Source organism: Halomonas dongshanensis, from assembly GCF_024790395.1.
Lineage (GTDB): Bacteria > Pseudomonadota > Gammaproteobacteria > Pseudomonadales > Halomonadaceae > Vreelandella > Vreelandella dongshanensis.
The window spans coordinates 51013-69105 of sequence record NZ_JAJISC010000005.1 but is presented as its reverse complement, the minus strand read 5'-3'; the positions used below and the strand labels follow the sequence as shown (position 1 = coordinate 69105).

Below are 18093 nucleotides of genomic sequence, written 5' to 3'. Positions count from 1 at the left end.
TCGTATGACACCGCGCTGGATGAGCCTATGATACTGCCTTGGATAGCCCTACTGCCGTTGCTTGGGGTGTTGGCACCGCTGTTGACCGCCCAACGTAGACGCGCCCTGTGCTCGTTTGCCACGGCGGTGATTCCTGCGGCCGCCCTACTGCTGACACTGATGCAGGTGCCGGACCTGCTCGATGGCGCCACGCTGCGTTTTGCCGCCGCCTGGATGCCCGAACTAGGGCTCGAGCTCGCTTTTCGCCTGGACGGCCTGACGCTGCTGTTCAACCTGCTGATTCTCGGCATTGGGTTACTGGTGCTTCTCTATGCACACTTCTACCTTGCCGAAGAGGAGCCTGTGGGCCGCTTCTACGCCTACCTGATGCTGTTCATGGCATCGATGGTGGGCATCGCCATGTCCGACAACCTGATTCTGTTGTGGCTATTCTGGGAGTTGACCAGTCTATCGTCGTTTCTGCTGATCGGCTTCTGGTCGCACCGCAACGACGCCCGTAAAGGCGCGCGAATGGCGCTGACCGTGACAGGCGCGGGAGGGCTTGCACTGCTGGCGGGCCTGCTGCTGCTGGGCGACATGGCGGGCAGCTTCCGTATGGACGACGTGCTCGCGCGCGGTAGTCAGATCGTGGCCGACCCGCGCTATCCGATCATGCTGGTACTGGTGCTACTGGGTGCGTTCACCAAGTCGGCACAGTTCCCTTTCCACTTCTGGCTGCCCCACGCCATGGCCGCGCCTACGCCGGTATCGGCGTATCTGCACTCCGCCACCATGGTCAAGGCAGGTATCTTTCTCATGGCGCGGCTGCACCCGGCCATCGCCGGTAGCGAGCTGTGGAGCGTGGTGGTCTCGCTGATCGGTACGGTGACGCTGCTTTACGGTGCCTGGTTCGCCCTCTTCAAGACCGATCTCAAAGGCATTCTGGCCTTCTCTACGGTGAGTCATCTGGGCTTGATTACCGTACTGCTGGGTATCGGCAGCCCCATGGCCGTACTGGCCGCGCTATTCCATATTCTCAACCACGCCACCTTCAAGGCGGCGCTGTTCATGAGCGCGGGGATCATCGACCACGAAACGGGCACGCGCGAGCTCAAGCAGCTCGGCGCACTGCGCAAAACCATGCCGGTTACCGCCGTACTGAGCACGTTGGCAGCGGCCGCCATGGCGGGCGTGCCGCTGTTCAACGGCTTTCTCTCCAAGGAGATGTTCTTTACCGAAACGCTGGCCACTCCGGTGCTCGGTGGCATGAGCGCACTGCTGCCGATCTTGGCGGCGGTGGGCGGTATTCTCTCGGTGGCCTACTCGGTGCGCTTGGTGCACGCGGTCTTCTTCAAGCCCGCTCGCGAGGCACCGCCCAAAACGCCCCACGAGCCGCCGCACCTGATGCGCTTTCCGGTCGAGCTGCTGGTGGCGCTGTGTATCGTCGTCGGTCTTTTTCCGGGGCTTGTGGCAAGCGGCCTGCTCGATCTCGCCACCCAGGCGGTGCTTGGCGCCCCGCTCGATTTCCATTTGGCCCTATGGCATGGCTTCAACCTGCCGCTGGTGATGAGTATCGTGGCGTTCGTGGTGGGTATCGCGCTCTACTGGCGCCATGCCGAGCTGCGCCGTTTTACCCAAACGTTTGGCAGCGTCGACGCCATTCGTGGCTTTGATCGCCTGCTTGCCAAGCTCGGCTACGGCGCCGAAACGTTGATGGCCGCGTGGGACGGTAACTCGCTACAACGCTATGTTGGCTGGCTGCTTCTAGCCACGCTGCTGATGGGCGGCATAGGGCTTGCCCAAATCAGCGAACTGACAGGATCACTGGGTAACCAGCCCATCGATGGCGTAGTGCTCTTGGGGGCTGCCATGCTGATCTTTGGCGGCGTCGGCACCGCCGTCACTCACCGCTTTCGTTTGATTTCGCTGTTGATGCTGTCGGTGGTGGGGCTTTTCGTGGCCCTGACCTTCGCCCGCTTCTCGGCGCCCGATCTTGCCTTGACCCAGCTCTCGGTCGAGGTCGTCACCATGATTTTGCTGATGCTGGCGCTGTTCTTTTTGCCGCAGAAGACACCGCCGGAGTCGAGCCCCAAGCGCAACGTGCGTGATGTGTTCCTGGCCAGTGCGCTGGGGGCGGTGATCGCCAGCCTCAACTACGCCGTGCTCACGCGGGATACGGCGTCGATCTCGAGCTTCTTCATGGCCAACAGCATTCCGGGCGGTGGTGGCCATAACGTGGTCAACGTCATCCTGGTCGACTTCCGTGGCTTCGATACCCTAGGCGAGATCACCGTGCTGGCGCTGGCAGGGCTTGCCATCTTCAAGCTCTTGAATCGCCTACGTCTATTCATGCCGCACAGCGACGGCGAGGGCCGCGTTTGGTCGCCCGACCGTTACCCGGCGATTCTCACCTCCATTTCGCTGGCACTGCTGCCGTTGGCGCTGCTGGTGTCGGTGTTCATCTTCCTGCGCGGTCACAACGAACCGGGCGGCGGCTTCATCGCAGGCTTGATCACGGCGGTGGCGCTGATCCTGCTGTATATGTCACGCGGGGTCGAGTGGGCCCAACAGCGGCTCAACTTCCCCTTCCAGCCGGTGGCCGTCGTGGGAGTCGCCGTGGCCACGCTCACCGGCCTTGGCAGTTGGCTGTTTGGCTACCCCTTCCTGACCTCGGCGTTTAGCTACTTTAGCCTCCCGATAGTGGGCAAATTCGAGCTCGCCACGGCGCTGCTGTTCGATCTCGGCGTTTATCTTGCCGTGGTGGGCGCCACGCTGATGATCCTTGCCAACCTGGGCAAGGTGACCACGCCGCACCGGCCGGTCAGCGACGAGAAGAACGACGAAGACGAGGACGACACCACTTCGGCGACCAAGGAGCCCAGCTAATGGAAATGCTCTACTCGATCACCACCGGCGTGCTCAGCACCTGTGGTCTCTATCTCATCCTACGTGGGCGCACCTTCCCGGTCGTCGTGGGACTCACGCTGCTCTCCTACGCGGTGAACCTGTTTTTGTTCTCCATGGGCGGGCTCACCACCGACGGCGCAACCGTGGTGCATGGCAACGGTGAGGGCCACTACGCCGATCCACTTCCTCAGGCGCTGGTACTCACCGCCATCGTGATTGGCTTTGCCATGACCGCCTTCGTGGTCATTCTGGCCATGCGCGCACGCAGCGAAGTAGGCAACGACCACGTCGACGGTAAGAAGGAAGACCGCGAATGATGCAACACCTGATCATCTTCCCCATCGTCTTGCCGCTGGTGGCGGGCATTTTGTTGCTCTACCAGCGCCAGGGCCTAATTGGCTTCAAGCGCGCTTTAGGCGTTGCCGCCACGGCGCTTCTGGTCGTGGTCGCCGTTTTGCTGGTGCGCCAAGCCAGCAGCGGCGACGTGCTCTACTACGCCCTGGGCGACTGGCAGCCGCCCTTTGGGATCGTTTTGGTGCTCGATCGTCTTTCGGCGCTGATGCTTCTGATCACCTCATTGCTCGCCCTCGGCGCGGTGGTGTTTGCCTGCGCCGGTGACGACGAAAAAGGCAGCAACTTCCACGGGCTTTTTCAGTGGCAGCTTTTAGGCATCAACGGCGCCTTTTTGACCGGTGACCTGTTCAACCTTTTCGTCTTCTTCGAGGTGCTGCTGCTCGCCTCCTACGCCCTGCTGCTGCACGGCGGCGGCAAGGCGCGCATTCAAGCGGGCGTACACTACGTGGTGCTTAACCTGGCGGGTTCATCGCTATTTCTGATCGCGGTGGGCATTTTGTATGGCGCCACCGGTACGCTGAACATGGCCGATATGGCGCTGCGCGTTGCCGAGCTTCCCGCCGAGCGCCAAGGACTGGTGACTGCCGGTGGCCTCATGCTGCTGGTGGTCTTTGGCTTGAAGGCGGCCATTTTGCCGCTCTATTTCTGGCTACCGCGCGCCTACTCTGCCGCCCCGGCGCCCGTGGCCGCTCTCTTTGCGATCATGACCAAGGTGGGCATCTACGCCATTTTGCGCGTTTACCTGCTGATCTTCGGCGACGGCGCCGGGCCGTTGGCGGCGCTGGAGCAGGGCTGGGTCTGGTGGCTCGGGCTCGCCACTCTCGTGGCTTCCGGTGTGGGGATTCTCGCCGCGCGCGACCTGCGCCTGCTGATTGCCTATCTGGTGCTGCTCTCGGTGGGAACGCTGCTGGTCGGCGTGGGTATGCGCAGCGCGCAGGCAACGTCCGCACTGCTCTACTATCTCATTCACACCACGCTGATCACCGGTGGGCTTTTCCTTCTGGCCGACATGATTGGCGCGCAGCGCGGCAAGGCGGGCACTCGCCTGGTCAAGGGGCGCCCCTTGGTGCAGGGCAAGGCGCTCTCGCTTGCGCTGTTCGTGGGTGCCATTGCCGTGGCCGGTGTGCCGCCGTTCTCGGGTGCGTTGGGTAAGGCGCTGGTACTCAACGCCGCCGAAGGCGCCGAGCGGCTATGGCTATGGCCGATTTTGCTGCTGGCGAGCCTGGCTTCACTGATTGCCCTCTCCCGCGCGGGTACGACGATGTTCTGGCGTAGCCATCGCGGCAGCATCAGCGGTAAGGTGCTGCCCAAACGCCAGTGGTTCGGCGTGGTATGGCTACTCAGCGCCGCCCCCCTGATGGTGATCTTTGCCGGGCCCATCAGTAGCTACACCCAAGCTACGGCAGCGCAGCTCAGCGCCCCCCAGGACTTGATCCAAACGCTACTGCCCGACGCAGGAGAGGCCCCATGATTGCGCCGCGTTCCTGGCTCCCCACCCCCGTTCTTTCACTGCTGCTGCTCGCGGTTTGGCTGTTGATGTCGCGCAGCTACGCGCCGGGGCAGTTCTTGCTCGGCGGCGTGCTGGCCATTGCCATTCCACTGTTGACCTACCGCTTCTGGGATACGCGCCTGCGGATCAAGAAGCCGCTGGTGCTGCTGCGCTTCATTCTGCGCGTACTCAAGGACATCTTCGTCGCCAACTTCGAGGTCGCCTACCTCGTCATCAATCCCTGGCGGAAGATGTCACCGCACTTCATCGAGTACCCGCTGATGCTGGAGGAGCGTTTCACCATCACGCTGCTTGCCAGCACCATCAGCCTTACGCCCGGCACGGTGTCGGCAAACCTGCGCTTGGACGGCAAGACGCTGTTGATCCACGCCCTGGACGTCGACGACGAGCAGGCGCTGATCGAGCAGATCCGCGAGCGCTACGAGCGTCCCATCAAGGAGATCTACGAATGCTAAGCGTCGCTCTCGTCATCACCCTGGCGCTGGTGGTCATGGCGCTATTGATGAACCTGTTCCGCCTCACCGTAGGGCCTGACTTGCCCGACCGCGTGCTGGCGCTGGATACCATGTACGTCAACTCCATCGCCTTGATCGTGCTGCTGGGGCTGTGGCTCAACAGCAAAACCTACTTCGAGTCGGCGCTACTCATCGCCATGCTTGGCTTCATCAGCACGGTGGCCGTGTGCAAGTACATTCTGCGGGGGGACATCATCGAATGAGCCGTTATCGTTGTTTGCTGTTTCTCAATCCTGCCCTCTCACCTCAGGAGGTCGCTGCATGCCTTTGATCGTAGAAGCTTTAGTCTCGCTGCTGCTGGTCACCGGCGGCGTTTTCGTTTTCATCGGCTCACTGGGGATGGCCCACCTGCGCGATTTCTACATGCGCCTGCACGGCCCTACCAAGGCTTCGACCCTGGGCATCGGCTGTATGCTGGTCGCCTCCATGGGCTACTTCTGGGGTGTCGAGGGCCATATCGACATCCAGGAGCTGCTGATTACGCTGTTTCTCTTCATTACCGCGCCTGTCAGCGCCCACCTCTTGGCCAAGACCGGTTTGCACTTGCGCTTGAAGCACGTACAGAAAACCCAAGGCCAGCCCGTGGAGTTGCGCGACGAGGAGGTTGGCCAAAAACCCGTCGCTCACCCCGACAAGGGCCACGGCTAGCTAGATGATAGAGGGATAGATAGCTAGATAGACATCAGCGGTATAAACGCAAAAGCGGCGCATCGAGCGCCGCTTTTGCATTGGGGTATCGTTTGTTGATCAGGGACATTGGCCCCCGAAGATCAATCGAGATCGGCCTCACTGTGACCAAGCAAGTAGAGAAGCCCATCGAGCCCTACGCTTGAGAGCGCTTGGCGCGCTTCGGCCCGTACCAGCGGCTTGGCTCGAAACGCCACGCCCATTCCCGCCTGAGCAAGCATTTTTAGATCGTTGGCGCCATCGCCTACGGCGACGGTTTGCGCAAGCGCGAAGCCTTCGCGACGAGCGATCTCGGCGAGCAGCGCGGCCTTGCGCTCGGCATCGACGATAGGGGCGCGCGTATCGCCGGTCACCTTACCTTCGCTGATCACGAGCTCGTTGGCATGCACTTCATCGAAGCCGAGCTTGCGCTGGAGGAAGTCAGCAAAATAGGTGAAGCCGCCGGAGAGAATTACGGTGCGGTAGCCCAAGCGCTTCAGGTTCTTCAGCAGCCGCTCGGCGCCCTCCATTAGCGGAAGCTCGACAGCAATGCTTTCGAGTACCGCTTCATCGAGCCCGGCGAGCTTGCCCATCCGCTCGCGAAAGCTTGCCTTGAAATCGAGCTCGCCGCGCATGGCGCGCTCGGTGACCTCGGCGACCGCCTCGCCCACGCCGTGGCGCTTGGCCAACTCGTCGATCACCTCGGCCTGAATCAGGGTCGAATCCATATCGAAGCAGACGAGCTTGAACGGCTGCGAAGGTGCTGGGTGCACGACGATATCCACCGCGTGGCTTTCACCGACCACGAGTGCGGCGTGACGCAGCGCTTCCCACTGTGTGTCGTCACCCTCGACGATGTACCTCACGACGTCGAAAGCAGCGCCCTTTGCCGTTTCGGCAAGCGGGGTGGCGCCGCGCTCGACAAGCGCGAAGCGCGCCTTGAGCGCGGCCAGTTCGGATTCGATCGTCGGCGTCAAACGTGGCGCCAGTACGGTCAGGCGTTTCTCGCTACGTGCCATGCCTACTCCCCTGCTTCTAAACGGTCTACTTTTTGGAAACCGCGCGGCAGCTTGCTACCCCGCCGCCCGCGCTCGCCGCGATAATACGCTAGATCGTCGGCCTTGAGGGTGAGTTTGCGCTTGCCCGAGTGAACGATGAGCGTGCCTTCAGCGCTGACGATGGCCATGTCGCGCATGAACTCCTCGCGCCTGGCCGCCCGCGCGCCGGGAATATCGAGCATCTTGTTGCCTTTGCCCTTGGACATTTCCGGCAGCTGCGCCAGGGCAAAGAGCAGAAGCCGCCCCTCGTTGGAGACCGTCGCCACCCAGAGCGCGTCGCTTTGGGCGCCATCGGGCACTTCCAGCGGCGCCATGACGTTGCAGCCTTTGGGCACCGAAAGCACCGCTTTGCCCGCCTTGTTCTTGCCGGTCAGCGCCTCCAGCGTGGCAACGAAACCGTAGCCGCCGTCGGAGGCCAGAAGATAACGTCGGCTGGGGGGCGCCAGCAGCAGCCCGGCCATTTGCGCCCCGGCGGTGACATTGACGCGCCCGGTGACCGGCTCGCCCTGGCCACGGGCGCTGGGCAGGTTATGCGCCGCGAGCGTATAGGCGCGTCCGGTATCGTCGAGCAGTACCAGCGGCTGGTTGGTCTTACCGCGCGTAGCCAGCTGGAAACGGTCGCCTGCCTTGTAGGAGAGCCCTTCAGGGTCGATATCGTGGCCCTTGGCGGCGCGAATCCACCCCTTCTCGGAGAGCACCACGGTGATTGGGTCGGCGCCTAAGAGCTCGACTTCGGAGAGCGCACGCGCCTCTTCGCGCTCGACGATGGGCGAGCGGCGCCCGTCGCCATGCTCCTTACCTGCCGCGCGAATATCTTTCTCGATCAGCGTGGTCAGCTTGGCTTCGCTGCCAAGTAGCCCTTGTAGGCGCTTGCGCTCGGCTTCGAGCTCGTCCTGCTCGCCGCGAATCTTCATCTCTTCGAGCTTGGCGAGATGGCGCAGGCGCAGCTCTAAAATTGCATCGGCCTGGCGCTCGGTGAGGCCAAACGCGTTCATCAACGCAGGTTTGGGCTCGTCCTCCTCGCGGATGATGCGGATCACCTCGTCGATGTTGAGGTAGGCGGCCAGCAGCCCTTCGAGGATATGCAGGCGATCTTCGACCTTGCCCAAACGGTGCTCGAGGCGCCGTCGTACGGTGGCGCGACGAAACGCGAGCCACTCGCCGAGAAGCTCGGGCAGCGGCATCACCCGTGGGCGACCATCGAGGCCGATCACATTCATATTGACGCGAACGTTCTTTTCCAAATCGGTGGTGGCAAACAGATGCGCCATGAGCGATTCGACGTCCACCCGGCTCGAGCGCGGCTCGATGACCAGGCGCGTTGGCTCTTCGTGGGTCGACTCGTCGCGCAGATCGGCCACCATGGGCAGCTTCTTGGCCTGCATTTGCGCGGCAATCTGCTCCAACACCTTGGCACCGCTGACCTGATAAGGCAGCGCGGTGATGACGATATTGGCGTCTTCGCGCTCGAAGCGTGCGCGCAGCTTCACCGAGCCGCGCCCGGCCTCGTAGAGCTTTTTGAGATCGCTGCGCGGGGTGATGATTTCGGCCGCCGTGGGAAAATCCGGCCCTGGCAAGAACTCAAGCAGATCCGTCGTCGTCGCCTTGGGGTTGCGCAGCAGATGACAGGTCGCCTCGACCACCTCGGTCACGTTATGCGGCGGAATGTCGGTAGCCATGCCCACGGCGATGCCGGTACCGCCGTTGAGCAGTACGTGAGGCAAGCGCGCGGGCAGCACCACGGGCTCTTGCATGGTGCCATCGAAGTTCGGCGTCCAGTCCACCGTACCTTGACCAAGCTCGGCCAGCAGCACCTCGGCAAAGCGCGAGAGTTTGGATTCGGTATAGCGCATGGCAGCGAAGGATTTGGGATCGTCAGGGCTACCCCAGTTACCCTGGCCATCCACTAGCGGATAGCGGTAGCTGAACGGCTGGGCCATCAGTACCATGGCTTCGTAGCAGGCGCTATCGCCGTGAGGGTGGAACTTACCCAGCACGTCACCGACGGTACGCGCCGATTTCTTGTATTTGGCGTTGGCGTGCAGCGCAAGCTCGCGCATGGCGTAGACGATGCGCCGCTGTACCGGCTTCATGCCGTCGCCAATGTGCGGCAGCGCGCGGTCGAGAATGACGTACATCGAGTAGTCGAGGTAGGCCTTTTCGGTATAGTCGCGCAGGGAGAGACGTTCGACGTCGCCCTCCGCCACCTTGATATCCATGGTCATGGGAAATTACACCTCAATATCCGCGAGATTGCCGTAGTCTTCGAGCCACTTCTTGCGGTCTCCCGCACGCTTTTTCGCCAGCAGCATGTCCATCATCTCGAGCGTGCCATCGCCCTCTTCGAGGGTCAGCTGCACTAGGCGCCGGGTCTCCACCGCCATGGTGGTTTCGCGCAGCTGCAGCGGGCTCATCTCTCCCAGGCCCTTGAAGCGCTGAACGTTAGGCGTGCCACGTTTACCCGCCAACTGCTTCAAGATCGCCGCTTTCTCACTCTCGTCGAGGGCGTAGTGCACCTCTTTGCCGAGATCGATGCGATAAAGCGGCGGCATGGCAACGAAGACGTGGCCAGCGTCGACCAGGGCGGGAAAGTGGCGGGTGAACAGCGCACACAAAAGCGTGGCGATATGCAGGCCGTCGGAGTCGGCGTCGGCAAGAATGCAGATCTTGTGGTAGCGCAGCTTGTCGAGGTCGGCGCTGCCGGGGTCGGCACCGATCGCCACGGCGATGTCGTGCACTTCCTGAGAGCCGTAGATATCGTGGGTCTCGACCTCCCAGGTGTTGAGAATCTTACCGCGCAGCGGCAGGATCGCCTGGGTTTCGCGGTTGCGCGCCTGCTTGGCGCTGCCACCGGCCGAGTCCCCCTCGACCAAGAACAGCTCGCTCTGCGCCGGATCCTGGCCCGAGCAGTCGGCAAGCTTGCCGGGAAGCGCGGGGCCTGCGGTGACCTTCTTGCGCGCCACCTTCTTGGCTTTCTTTTGACGCCGTTGGGCGGCGCTGATGACCAGCTCTGCCAGCTGTTCGGCTTGATCCACGTGGTGGTTGAGCCACAGCGAAAAGGCGTCCTTGACCACGTTGGAGACGAAACCAGCGATGGTGCGCGAGGAGAGGCGCTCTTTGGTTTGCCCGGCAAACTGCGGGTCGAGCATCTTCACCGAGAGGACGAAGGAGGCGCGCTCCCAGAGATCTTCGGCGGTGAGTTTGATGCCGCGCGGCAAGAGGCTACGAAACTCGCAGAATTCGCGCAGCGCCTCCAAAAGCCCCGAGCGAAAGCCGTTGACGTGCGTACCGCCCTGAGGCGTGGGAATCAAGTTGACGTAGCTCTCCAACAGCGCCTCGCCGCCTTCGGGCAACCACTGGATCGCCCAGTCGACGCCGTGTTCGTCGTCGTTGAAATGACCAACGAAAGGAGCGCTTGGCAGCACTTCGTAGCCGTCGGTGGCCTCGGCCAGATAGTCGCGCAGGCCATCGGCGTAGGCCCAGGTGGTCGTCGTGCCGTCGGTCTCGACCAGGGTAACGGCAAGGCCGGGGCAGAGAACCGCCTTGGCGCGCAGCAGATGCTTCAACCGCCCGATGGCGATGCGCGGGCTGTCGAAGTAGCTCTCATCGGGCCAGAAGCGCACCAAGGTGCCGGTAGCGCGCTTGGCGGCTTTGCCGATCTCGGTAAGCTCTTGCGCCTTTTCGCCGTGCTCGAAAGCAATGGCGTGGCGAGCGCCGTCGCGGGTGACCTCGACCTCTAGCCGCCGGGAGAGCGCGTTGACCACCGAAACGCCCACCCCGTGCAAACCGCCCGAGAAGCGGTAGCTCGACGACGAGAACTTACCCCCGGCGTGCAGCTTGGTAAGGATCAGTTCGACCCCGGAGACGCCATGCTCGGGGTGGATATCGATGGGCATGCCTCGACCGTTGTCCTCGACCTCGACCGCGCCATCGGCGTTGAGCACCACCTTGATCGCCGTAGCGTGCCCAGCCAGCGCCTCGTCGACACTGTTATCGATGACCTCTTGGGCCAAGTGGTTGGGTCGGGTGGTATCGGTGTACATGCCGGGACGCTTGCGCACCGGCTCAAGCCCGGAGAGGACTTCAATGGAACTCGCGCCGTAATGAGAGGCATCGAACTGGGTCATGTCGCGTCGGATTCCTGAAGAATGAAACGCACCGCCGGGCGGCCATAAGGCTCCCCGGCAGCGCTTGAAAAGGGAACAGGATAGCGAAAAGCTGTATATCCAGCCAGACCTTTTCGCCTATCTCCTTGTCGCCATGGCGATGTTAGACGTCCCTGCTTGGCGCCTCGGCCTCGCGTTCGGCAGCTTGAAAGGCCTCGATCAGCCCGCGGGTGGAGGCATCGACGCGGTCGAGCTCGCCTTCGCCTTCGAGCAGGCGCTGGGTTTGGGTGGCGATCTGCTTGCCGAGTTCAACGCCCCACTGGTCGAAGGGGTTGATGTCCCAAATCACTGCCTGGACATACACCTTGTGCTCGTAAAGCGCCACCAGCGCGCCGAGGGTTTCCGGCGTGAGCTTGTCCAGCAGCAGCGTGGTCGAGGGCTGGTTACCGCGATAGCGTTTGTGCTCGGGGCGCGGGCCGTCGTCGTCGATGGCGTCGTCGCCCAGCATCAGCACCCGCGACTGAGCAAAGCAGTTGGCCAGCGTCAAGCGGTGCTGGGCCTTGAGGTGGCGCCGGGTATCGCGCTCCTCGACCTCGTCGTAGCGCGTAAGCGGCGCTATGAAGTCGCACACCACCGGCTGAGTGCCTTGGTGCAAAAGCTGGTAGAACGCGTGCTGGGCATTGGGGCCCAGCTGCCCCCAGAGTACAGGGCAGGTGGAGTAGTTCACCGCTTGGCCCTGGCGTGTCACCGACTTGCCGTTGGACTCCATCTCCAGCTGTTCGAGATAGGCGGCGAAGTACTCGAGCCGTCCATCGTAGGGCAGAATCGAGTGGGCGCGGATATCAAGAAAGTTGACGTTCCAGATGCCCGCCAGCGCCAGCAGGGTCGGCAAGTTTTGCTCTAGCGGCGCCTCGGCGAAGTGGCGATCCATGGCGTGGGCGCCTTGCAGCAGCGCGCGAAAGTGCGTCATACCCACCACCAGCGCAATCGGCAAACCAATGGTGCCCCACATCGAGTAGCGCCCGCCGACCCACTCCCAAAAGCGCAACTGGTGTTCGGGGGCGATGCCCCACTCGCTCATTTTTTCGGGGCAAGCCGACACGCCGATGAAGTGCTGACGCTCGATCAGCGCCTTGCTTACCGGCGCACTGGCATGACCGGCCAAGCGGGAGAGCAGCCACTCGCGGGCGGTCTCGGCGTTGGAGAGCGTGTCGATGGTGGTAAAGGACTTCGACGACAGCACGAAGAGGGTAACTTCGGGGTTGAAGCGGGCCAGATAGTCCGCCAGCTGCGAGCCATCCATGGTGGAGGCAAAGTGGACCTCGACCGGGTGAATGTTACGCGGACGGTAGTCGGCAAGGGCATGGGTGACCATCAAGGGCCCCAGGTCGGAGCCGCCAACGCCTAGGTTGACCACGTGCTGGATCGGCTTGCCGGTGGCACCCCGCCACTGCCCAGCGTGCAGCCGCTCGACCAATACCTGCATTTGCGCCAGGCTTTCGTGCACCGCGCCGACCACCTCTTCGCCCTCGACGTGAAGCTCGGCAGAGGGCGGCAAACGTAGCGCGGTGTGCAGCGCCGGGCGGTTCTCGCTGGTGTTGACCCGCTTGCCGCTCATCAGCGCCTCGATCGCCTCGGGCACTTTGGCCTCGAATGCCAGCGCCAGCAGGTGCTCAAGGGTATCGTCGTCCCAGCGCTGCTTGGAAAGGTCCAGCGTAAGCCCCGCCCCCCGGTGGGTGAAGCGCGAAAACCGCCCCGGCTCGTTACCAAAGAGGTTCTTTAGGTGAATGCGCTTCAACGTCTCAGCGTGATGCTTGAGCGTTTGCCACGCGGGCAGCGTTTCGGGGGTCGCGCGTGATGCTGATGCCATGTGCCTTCTCCAGTGGCGACGATCCATTTGATCCGGGGCTGTTCGGGTCATTTCGGGGGGCGTAAACTATCCCCCCTTCTTTCATGACCCCCGGCTTTCCCCATGAGTGATGCATCTTACCGTGACGCCATCTTTTCGACACCCCTGGACCGCGTGGCGCGCTTCTCCTTCGACGAAAACGTCGTGGCCTGCTTTCCCGACATGATTCGCCGCTCGGTGCCCGGCTACGGTCAGATCCTCGGCATGTTCGGCCTAATCGCCCAGCGCCACCTGCGTCATGGCGGCCACGTTTATGATCTCGGCTGCTCCTTGGGGGCTGCGGGGCTCGCGCTTGCGGGCGCGCTACCTGCCGATGCCTTTCGCTATACCGGCGTGGATCTCTCTCCGGCGATGGTCGAGCGCGCGCGTCAAACCTTCGCCGCCGAGTGCCCCGATCACGCCTTGCAGGTCGATGAAGCCGATATTCGCACCCTCGACTACGCGCCTTCGGGCATGATCATCCTCAACTTCACCCTGCAATTCTTGCCCCCCGAGGATCGCGACGCCCTGCTGGCCAAGCTTTATGCCGCACTCGAGCCCGGCGGCGTGCTGATTCTCTCGGAGAAGACCGTCGACATCGACGAGCGCGACAACGCCTGGCGGGTGGAGCGCTACCACGACTTCAAGCGCGCCAATGGCTATAGCGATCTGGAAATCAGCCAAAAGCGCAACGCCTTGGAGAACGTGCTGGTTCCCGATACCCTGGAGACCCACCACGCGCGCCTGAAACGAGCCGGCTTCACCCGCTCGCTGACCTGGTTCCAGTACCTCAACTTCGCCTCGCTGATCGCGTTCAAGGAGGCCTGACGTGGTACTGCCCGACGACCATCGCCGCCTCTACCAGGCGTTTCTCGATCAGGGGCTAACGACCTGGCTTAAAGATCTACCCGAACAGCTCGCGCGCGGCCTCGACCGCCAGCGCTACGGCGACTTGCCCATGTGGGAGAAAGCCGTTGCCAAGCTGCCGCCGCTGCCCGAGGCGCGAACGGTCGAGCTCGATGCCGATACGCTCAGCGTGACCCTCGACCTCAGCGCCAGTCAGCGGCGCCAGTGCGAAAGCCTGCTCAAGAAGCTCGCCCCCTGGCGCAAAGGGCCTTTCGAGCTCGGCGGAGTGTTCATCGATACCGAGTGGCGCTCGGACTGGAAATGGCAAAGGGTTGCCCCGCATCTTGCCCCACTTGCCTATCGCAAGGTGCTCGACGTTGGCGGCGGCAGCGGCTATCACGCCTGGCGCATGGCGGGGGCAGGCGCTGCCTTCGTGCTGGTGATCGACCCGTCACCGCGTTTCTACTGGCAGTTTCAGGCGGTACGCCACTTCGTCGGCAACGCCGATGGCGAGCGCACGCACTTTCTGCCCGTGGGCATCGAGGACGTGCCAGAGAACCTGGGGTTCTTCGATACCGTCTTCTCCATGGGCGTGCTCTACCACCGCCCCTCACCGCTTGAGCATCTCCTTCAGTTGAAGGCAGCGCTAACGCCCGGCGGCGAGCTGGTGTTGGAAACCCTGGTGGTCGAAGGCGACGAACACACCGTGCTGCTCCCCGGCGAGCGCTACGCCGCCATGCCCAACGTCTACTTCCTGCCCTCTTCGAAGGCACTTTGCCACTGGCTCGAGCGCGTCGGTTTCATCAACGTTCGGGTGGTGGACGAGGCTCCCACCACGCTCGACGAACAGCGCTCCACCGAGTGGATGACCTTTCAGTCGCTGGCCGATTTTCTCGACCCCAACGATAGCAGCCGAACGCTTGAGGGCTATCCGGCGCCGCGTCGCGCCGTGTTCATCGCCAACCGGCCGGGATAAGCCGGTTGGCAAGCTCGCTCTTAGTCGTCGCTCTGGCCTAAGCGCCAGTAGCCGACCACCAGGTGGCTGCCTTTGGGAAGATCATAGGTGTGACGCAGGTAGTCGCGAATCTCCTTGAACGCCTGGAACTCGCAGCCGACCCAGACGTAGGTATCGCCGTCAGCCACGATCGGCGTGGCTTTTATGGCATCCACCAAAAGAGACGTCGTGCCAGGAGCAGCCCCACCGCGTTCGAGCCAGGTGACGGCGATGTCGGCGCGGGTGGTCAGCACTTGGCGCTCGGCAGCGTCGTTGACTTCGATGAAGGCGTGCCCTGAGGCGCTTTTAGGCAGTGCTTCGAGCATCCGGGCCATGGCGGGGAGCGCCGTCTCGTCACCGGCAAACAGATAGCGCGGCTTATCCACAAGCCCGCCGCCCCCGGCGCCGAAAACGCCCACGACATCGCCGGGCACGGCCATCTCGGCAAAGCGCGACCCAGGGCCTGCGTCCTCGTGAACGACGAAATCGATATCGACCTGCCCCGCCGCGACATCGACCCGGCGTAGGGTGTACTTACGCGCCAGCGGCCGGTTGCGTGGGTCGGGCCACTCGATCAAGCCGCTCTCGCCCACCGTGGGCTGCTCTGTGGCGGGCTTGCCGTCGGGTTGAAGCATGATCTTGACGTGAATGGCCTTCAGCGTATCGTAGCGAGCGACATCGCCCGACAGCGTTAGCCGCCGCATGTGCGGGGTAATCAGCTCGTTCGCCACCACTGTGAGTAGGCGGAAATTGGGCGGATGCTTGAAATCCTCGCCATCGACTTCCCAACTGAGCGCTTCGGCCTGGGGCGCGCCAAACTCGATTAAGTGGTGTACCGCCATTTCGCGTAGGTAGTAAAGCTGCTCGTCGTTGGCGGCGGTGAGCTGAATATTTACAGGGCCGCCTGCCGACCAGCGGAAATCGGCCTTTTTGTCGTCGAGCGTGAGAGTAAGTGCCTCGGGATAGCTTTCACGCTTGGCGCCGTGCTCGGCCATGTGTTCGGCCAAGGCGGTAAGCAGGCTAGCGGGCTCGTCGAGCATCAGTCGAGCACGGGCACTGACGGAGTGGGTCATGGTAGTCCTCAGGATAGGCTTCTCTATACCAGCATCGCCCTTATTCTACCGCCCAAACAAGAAAAAAACTCATTAGTATTTGATACCTTCCTTAGTAGCGTACGAACGAAAAGGTCAATGATCGCGAATGACAAAGGGCCCGATAGGCGCGACGTTGGGCATGAACAGAGTCACTTCATTGATATCGTGCATGGGCGCGACGAAGTCGGCCTTCCAGGTACCAACGCGAGGATTGCGTTCGGGGTCATAGTTAAAGCCGAGGTGCAGCCGATCTGGTGCCTGAACCACGCCTTCTTCACGCAGCAGCGAAAAAGATTGATCGCCAAACTCGGCGTAGATCCGTCCATCTATGCGATCGAGAGGAATACCCTCATAGATTAGCTCGCCCGAATAGCCGGGATAGTCGGTTTTGAAGCGCACCTCGAGGTGCAAAACGCCGTCACGGCGCACCGCGCGGTAGGGTTCAGCATAGGCGTGGCCGCTGGCAGTAGGGGCACGCGCATCGGCGTGCGCTGCGACAATCACCGTACTGGTCCAGGTCAGTAGGGCAAAAAGTGCAACATAGCCAAGCGAGCGTGGCGCTCGAATCTTCATCATAGGATCGGCTCGACGAGAGAAAAAAATCCCGGCGGGCAGGCCGCCGGGCGTCTTGGAAGGCAATGCTTTTGAGGTCGCGCACTTTACTAATCTTGCGTGTCGATCCCCATGGCGTTCATGCTGGCGCGGAAGACATCGGTGTTGTCGACCCAGTAGTGGCTGGCTTCATCGACCTCGTAAATGGCAAGCCCTGCTTCCAGCTCGGCGATATCGAGGAAGAACTCCGCACCGCTGCCCTGAGCATAGAGCGGCACCAACTCACGGGTGTGCGTGTCGGTGTGCCAACGCACCAGCGGTAGCGCACCCGCCCCCTGGTTGACGATGGGACTATAGGGGTTGCTGTCCGAGTCCGGCCCTTGAAGTAAGCCATTGCCATGATCGGTAGTGACGATGACCAGGGTGCCGTCCCAGGAGCTATTGCTCTCTACCCATGCCACTACGGCTTCGACCGCTTCGTTGAAATCGATCTGCTCTTCGATCAGTCGCGGCAGGTTATTGGCGTGTGCGGCCCAGTCGACAGCGCCTCCCTCCACCATCAAGAAGAAGCCCTCGTCGCTGCTGCCTTCGAGCACGTTGAGCGCGCCTTGGGTGAGCGTTGCCAGGCTTGGCGACGTTTCCAGGTAGTCGCCGCCGGTTACGCCGGGGCGGTTGTACTGTAGGGTTTGAATGTTCTGCACCAGGCCCAGCACTTTCTCTTTGGGAAGGTCCAACTCTCCCGCTGCCAGCGCCTCGAAATCTTCCCGGCTTTCAATGAAGGCGTAGTCGGTCGCGCCATCGATCAACCGCTGATAGGTCTCTTCGCCGCCGATGAAGCGGAAGTTGCTCTCGCCTGGCTCGTCGATACGCTCGCCCGCGCCATCGTAATAGGGGTGGCCGGTACCGATGGCGACCGTTGCCAGGCCCGAATCGACGATTTCGCGGCCAATGGCGAGGTAATCGTTACGACTGACGTTATGGGCCAAAAAGCCTGCGGGGGTGGCATGGGAGATCTGCACCGAAGAGACCACACCCAGGGCACGGCCGCTTTCGACCACGTACTCGCCGATATGCTTGAGCGGCTGGTCGTCGTTGGACCAGTTGATCGCGTTGTTGAAACTTTTCTGACCCGAAGCGAGAGCGGTGGCGGCCGCTGCGCTGTCGGTATAGTCCGCGCGAGCGTAGTCGTAGCCTTCGAAGTAGCCCTTGTAGTTACCCAAGCTGCCCTCGAAAACGGTATCGGCAGGCGTTGCGTTCCACAGCTCGGCAGGGTCGAAAGTAACGCGCCCTTCGTCGCTATGGGTCGGCTCGTTGGAAGTGTTCAACGGGTGAGTCGCGGAAAAGAGCTGAACATCGAAGTCGTCGTAGACTTCATGGCCGAGCGCACCGTGGCGGAAGTAGCTCGCCGCATGAAACGACTCAATGCCGGTGCCGTCGGTAATCATCAAAATGACGTTCTTGGCCGCCGCTTCTTGGGCCATGACCGGCGCCGCCAGCGCAACAGTAGAGGCGGCAACGCAGAGGGCAAGCGCCGTTTGTTTGAAACGCGTATGCATGGAAATCCCTTGTCGTGTTTTTCAAGTGTTGTAGCGCGGTGGCCAATACCGCTTAGAGCCAAGCCAGC

At 62.3% G+C, this 18093-nt stretch carries 15 protein-coding genes; 8 read left to right on the top strand and 7 right to left on the bottom strand.

The features are described from left to right. Positions 1-27: 27 nt before the first annotated feature. From LLY24_RS11500 to LLY24_RS11475, 6 genes are read left to right on the top strand one after another with little or no spacing between them, the layout of a single operon-like run. On the top strand, positions 28-2865 hold the full coding sequence (locus LLY24_RS11500) for a monovalent cation/H+ antiporter subunit A (protein WP_259036441.1): 2838 nt from the start codon (positions 28-30) through the stop codon (positions 2863-2865). Further along, positions 2865-3203 carry a Na+/H+ antiporter subunit C gene (locus LLY24_RS11495; RefSeq protein ID WP_259036440.1) on the top strand — a complete coding sequence of 113 codons (339 nt, stop codon included), beginning with the start codon at positions 2865-2867 and terminating at the stop codon, positions 3201-3203. Before LLY24_RS11500 ends, LLY24_RS11495 begins: the two co-directional genes overlap by 1 nt. Then, entirely contained in the window at positions 3200-4711 is a 1512-nt protein-coding gene (locus LLY24_RS11490) for a monovalent cation/H+ antiporter subunit D (RefSeq protein ID WP_259036439.1), read from the top strand. Before LLY24_RS11495 ends, LLY24_RS11490 begins: the two co-directional genes overlap by 4 nt. After that, complete coding sequence (locus LLY24_RS11485; RefSeq protein WP_259036438.1) at positions 4708-5205, top strand: Na+/H+ antiporter subunit E; 498 nt, start codon at positions 4708-4710, stop codon at positions 5203-5205. Before LLY24_RS11490 ends, LLY24_RS11485 begins: the two co-directional genes overlap by 4 nt. Then, positions 5199-5468 carry a K+/H+ antiporter subunit F gene (locus LLY24_RS11480; protein WP_259036437.1) on the top strand — a complete coding sequence of 90 codons (270 nt, stop codon included), beginning with the start codon at positions 5199-5201 and terminating at the stop codon, positions 5466-5468. Before LLY24_RS11485 ends, LLY24_RS11480 begins: the two co-directional genes overlap by 7 nt. 58 nt (positions 5469-5526) lie before the next feature. Then, positions 5527-5913, top strand: a complete 387-nt coding sequence (locus tag LLY24_RS11475; protein ID WP_259036436.1) for a Na+/H+ antiporter subunit G — start codon at positions 5527-5529, stop codon at positions 5911-5913. Between the two features lie 122 nt (positions 5914-6035). Here the strand turns inward: LLY24_RS11475 and serB are convergent, their stop codons facing one another. From serB to pgi, 4 genes are all read right to left on the bottom strand, one after another. After that, positions 6036-6950, bottom strand: a complete 915-nt coding sequence (gene serB / locus LLY24_RS11470; RefSeq protein ID WP_259036435.1) for a phosphoserine phosphatase SerB — start codon at positions 6948-6950, stop codon at positions 6036-6038. A gap of 2 nt (positions 6951-6952) precedes the next feature. Then, on the bottom strand, positions 6953-9214 hold the full coding sequence (parC, locus tag LLY24_RS11465; RefSeq protein ID WP_259036434.1) for a DNA topoisomerase IV subunit A: 2262 nt from the start codon (positions 9212-9214) through the stop codon (positions 6953-6955). A gap of 6 nt (positions 9215-9220) precedes the next feature. After that, a complete protein-coding gene (parE, locus tag LLY24_RS11460; protein WP_259036433.1) occupies positions 9221-11116 on the bottom strand; it encodes a DNA topoisomerase IV subunit B in 1896 nt (631 codons plus the stop codon). Positions 11117-11258: 142 nt separating this feature from the next. Then, complete coding sequence (pgi, locus tag LLY24_RS11455; RefSeq protein WP_259036432.1) at positions 11259-12965, bottom strand: glucose-6-phosphate isomerase; 1707 nt, start codon at positions 12963-12965, stop codon at positions 11259-11261. Between the two features lie 102 nt (positions 12966-13067). Here pgi and cmoA point away from each other — a divergent pair, with 102 nt between their 5' ends. Beyond that, positions 13068-13811 (top strand): carboxy-S-adenosyl-L-methionine synthase CmoA, encoded by a 744-nt coding sequence (gene cmoA / locus LLY24_RS11450; RefSeq protein WP_259036431.1) that lies wholly within the window; start codon positions 13068-13070, stop codon positions 13809-13811. Position 13812: 1 nt separating this feature from the next. Further along, positions 13813-14805: a tRNA 5-methoxyuridine(34)/uridine 5-oxyacetic acid(34) synthase CmoB gene (cmoB, locus tag LLY24_RS11445; protein ID WP_259036430.1), complete on the top strand. Its 993-nt coding sequence runs from the start codon at positions 13813-13815 to the stop codon at positions 14803-14805. 20 nt (positions 14806-14825) lie between these two features. On the opposite strand, the gene LLY24_RS11440 is transcribed toward cmoB, so the two are convergent. The 3 genes from LLY24_RS11440 to LLY24_RS11430 all read right to left on the bottom strand — a co-directional run bounded on the left by LLY24_RS11440 (position 14826) and on the right by LLY24_RS11430 (position 18025). Then, positions 14826-15896, bottom strand: a complete 1071-nt coding sequence (locus tag LLY24_RS11440) for a siderophore-interacting protein (protein WP_259036429.1) — start codon at positions 15894-15896, stop codon at positions 14826-14828. Between the two features lie 114 nt (positions 15897-16010). After that, positions 16011-16493, bottom strand: coding sequence for a hypothetical protein (locus tag LLY24_RS11435; RefSeq protein WP_259036428.1), 483 nt, complete (start codon positions 16491-16493; stop codon positions 16011-16013). Between the two features lie 86 nt (positions 16494-16579). After that, positions 16580-18025: an alkaline phosphatase gene (locus LLY24_RS11430; protein WP_259036427.1), complete on the bottom strand. Its 1446-nt coding sequence runs from the start codon at positions 18023-18025 to the stop codon at positions 16580-16582. Between the last annotated feature and the right edge of the window lie 68 nt (positions 18026-18093).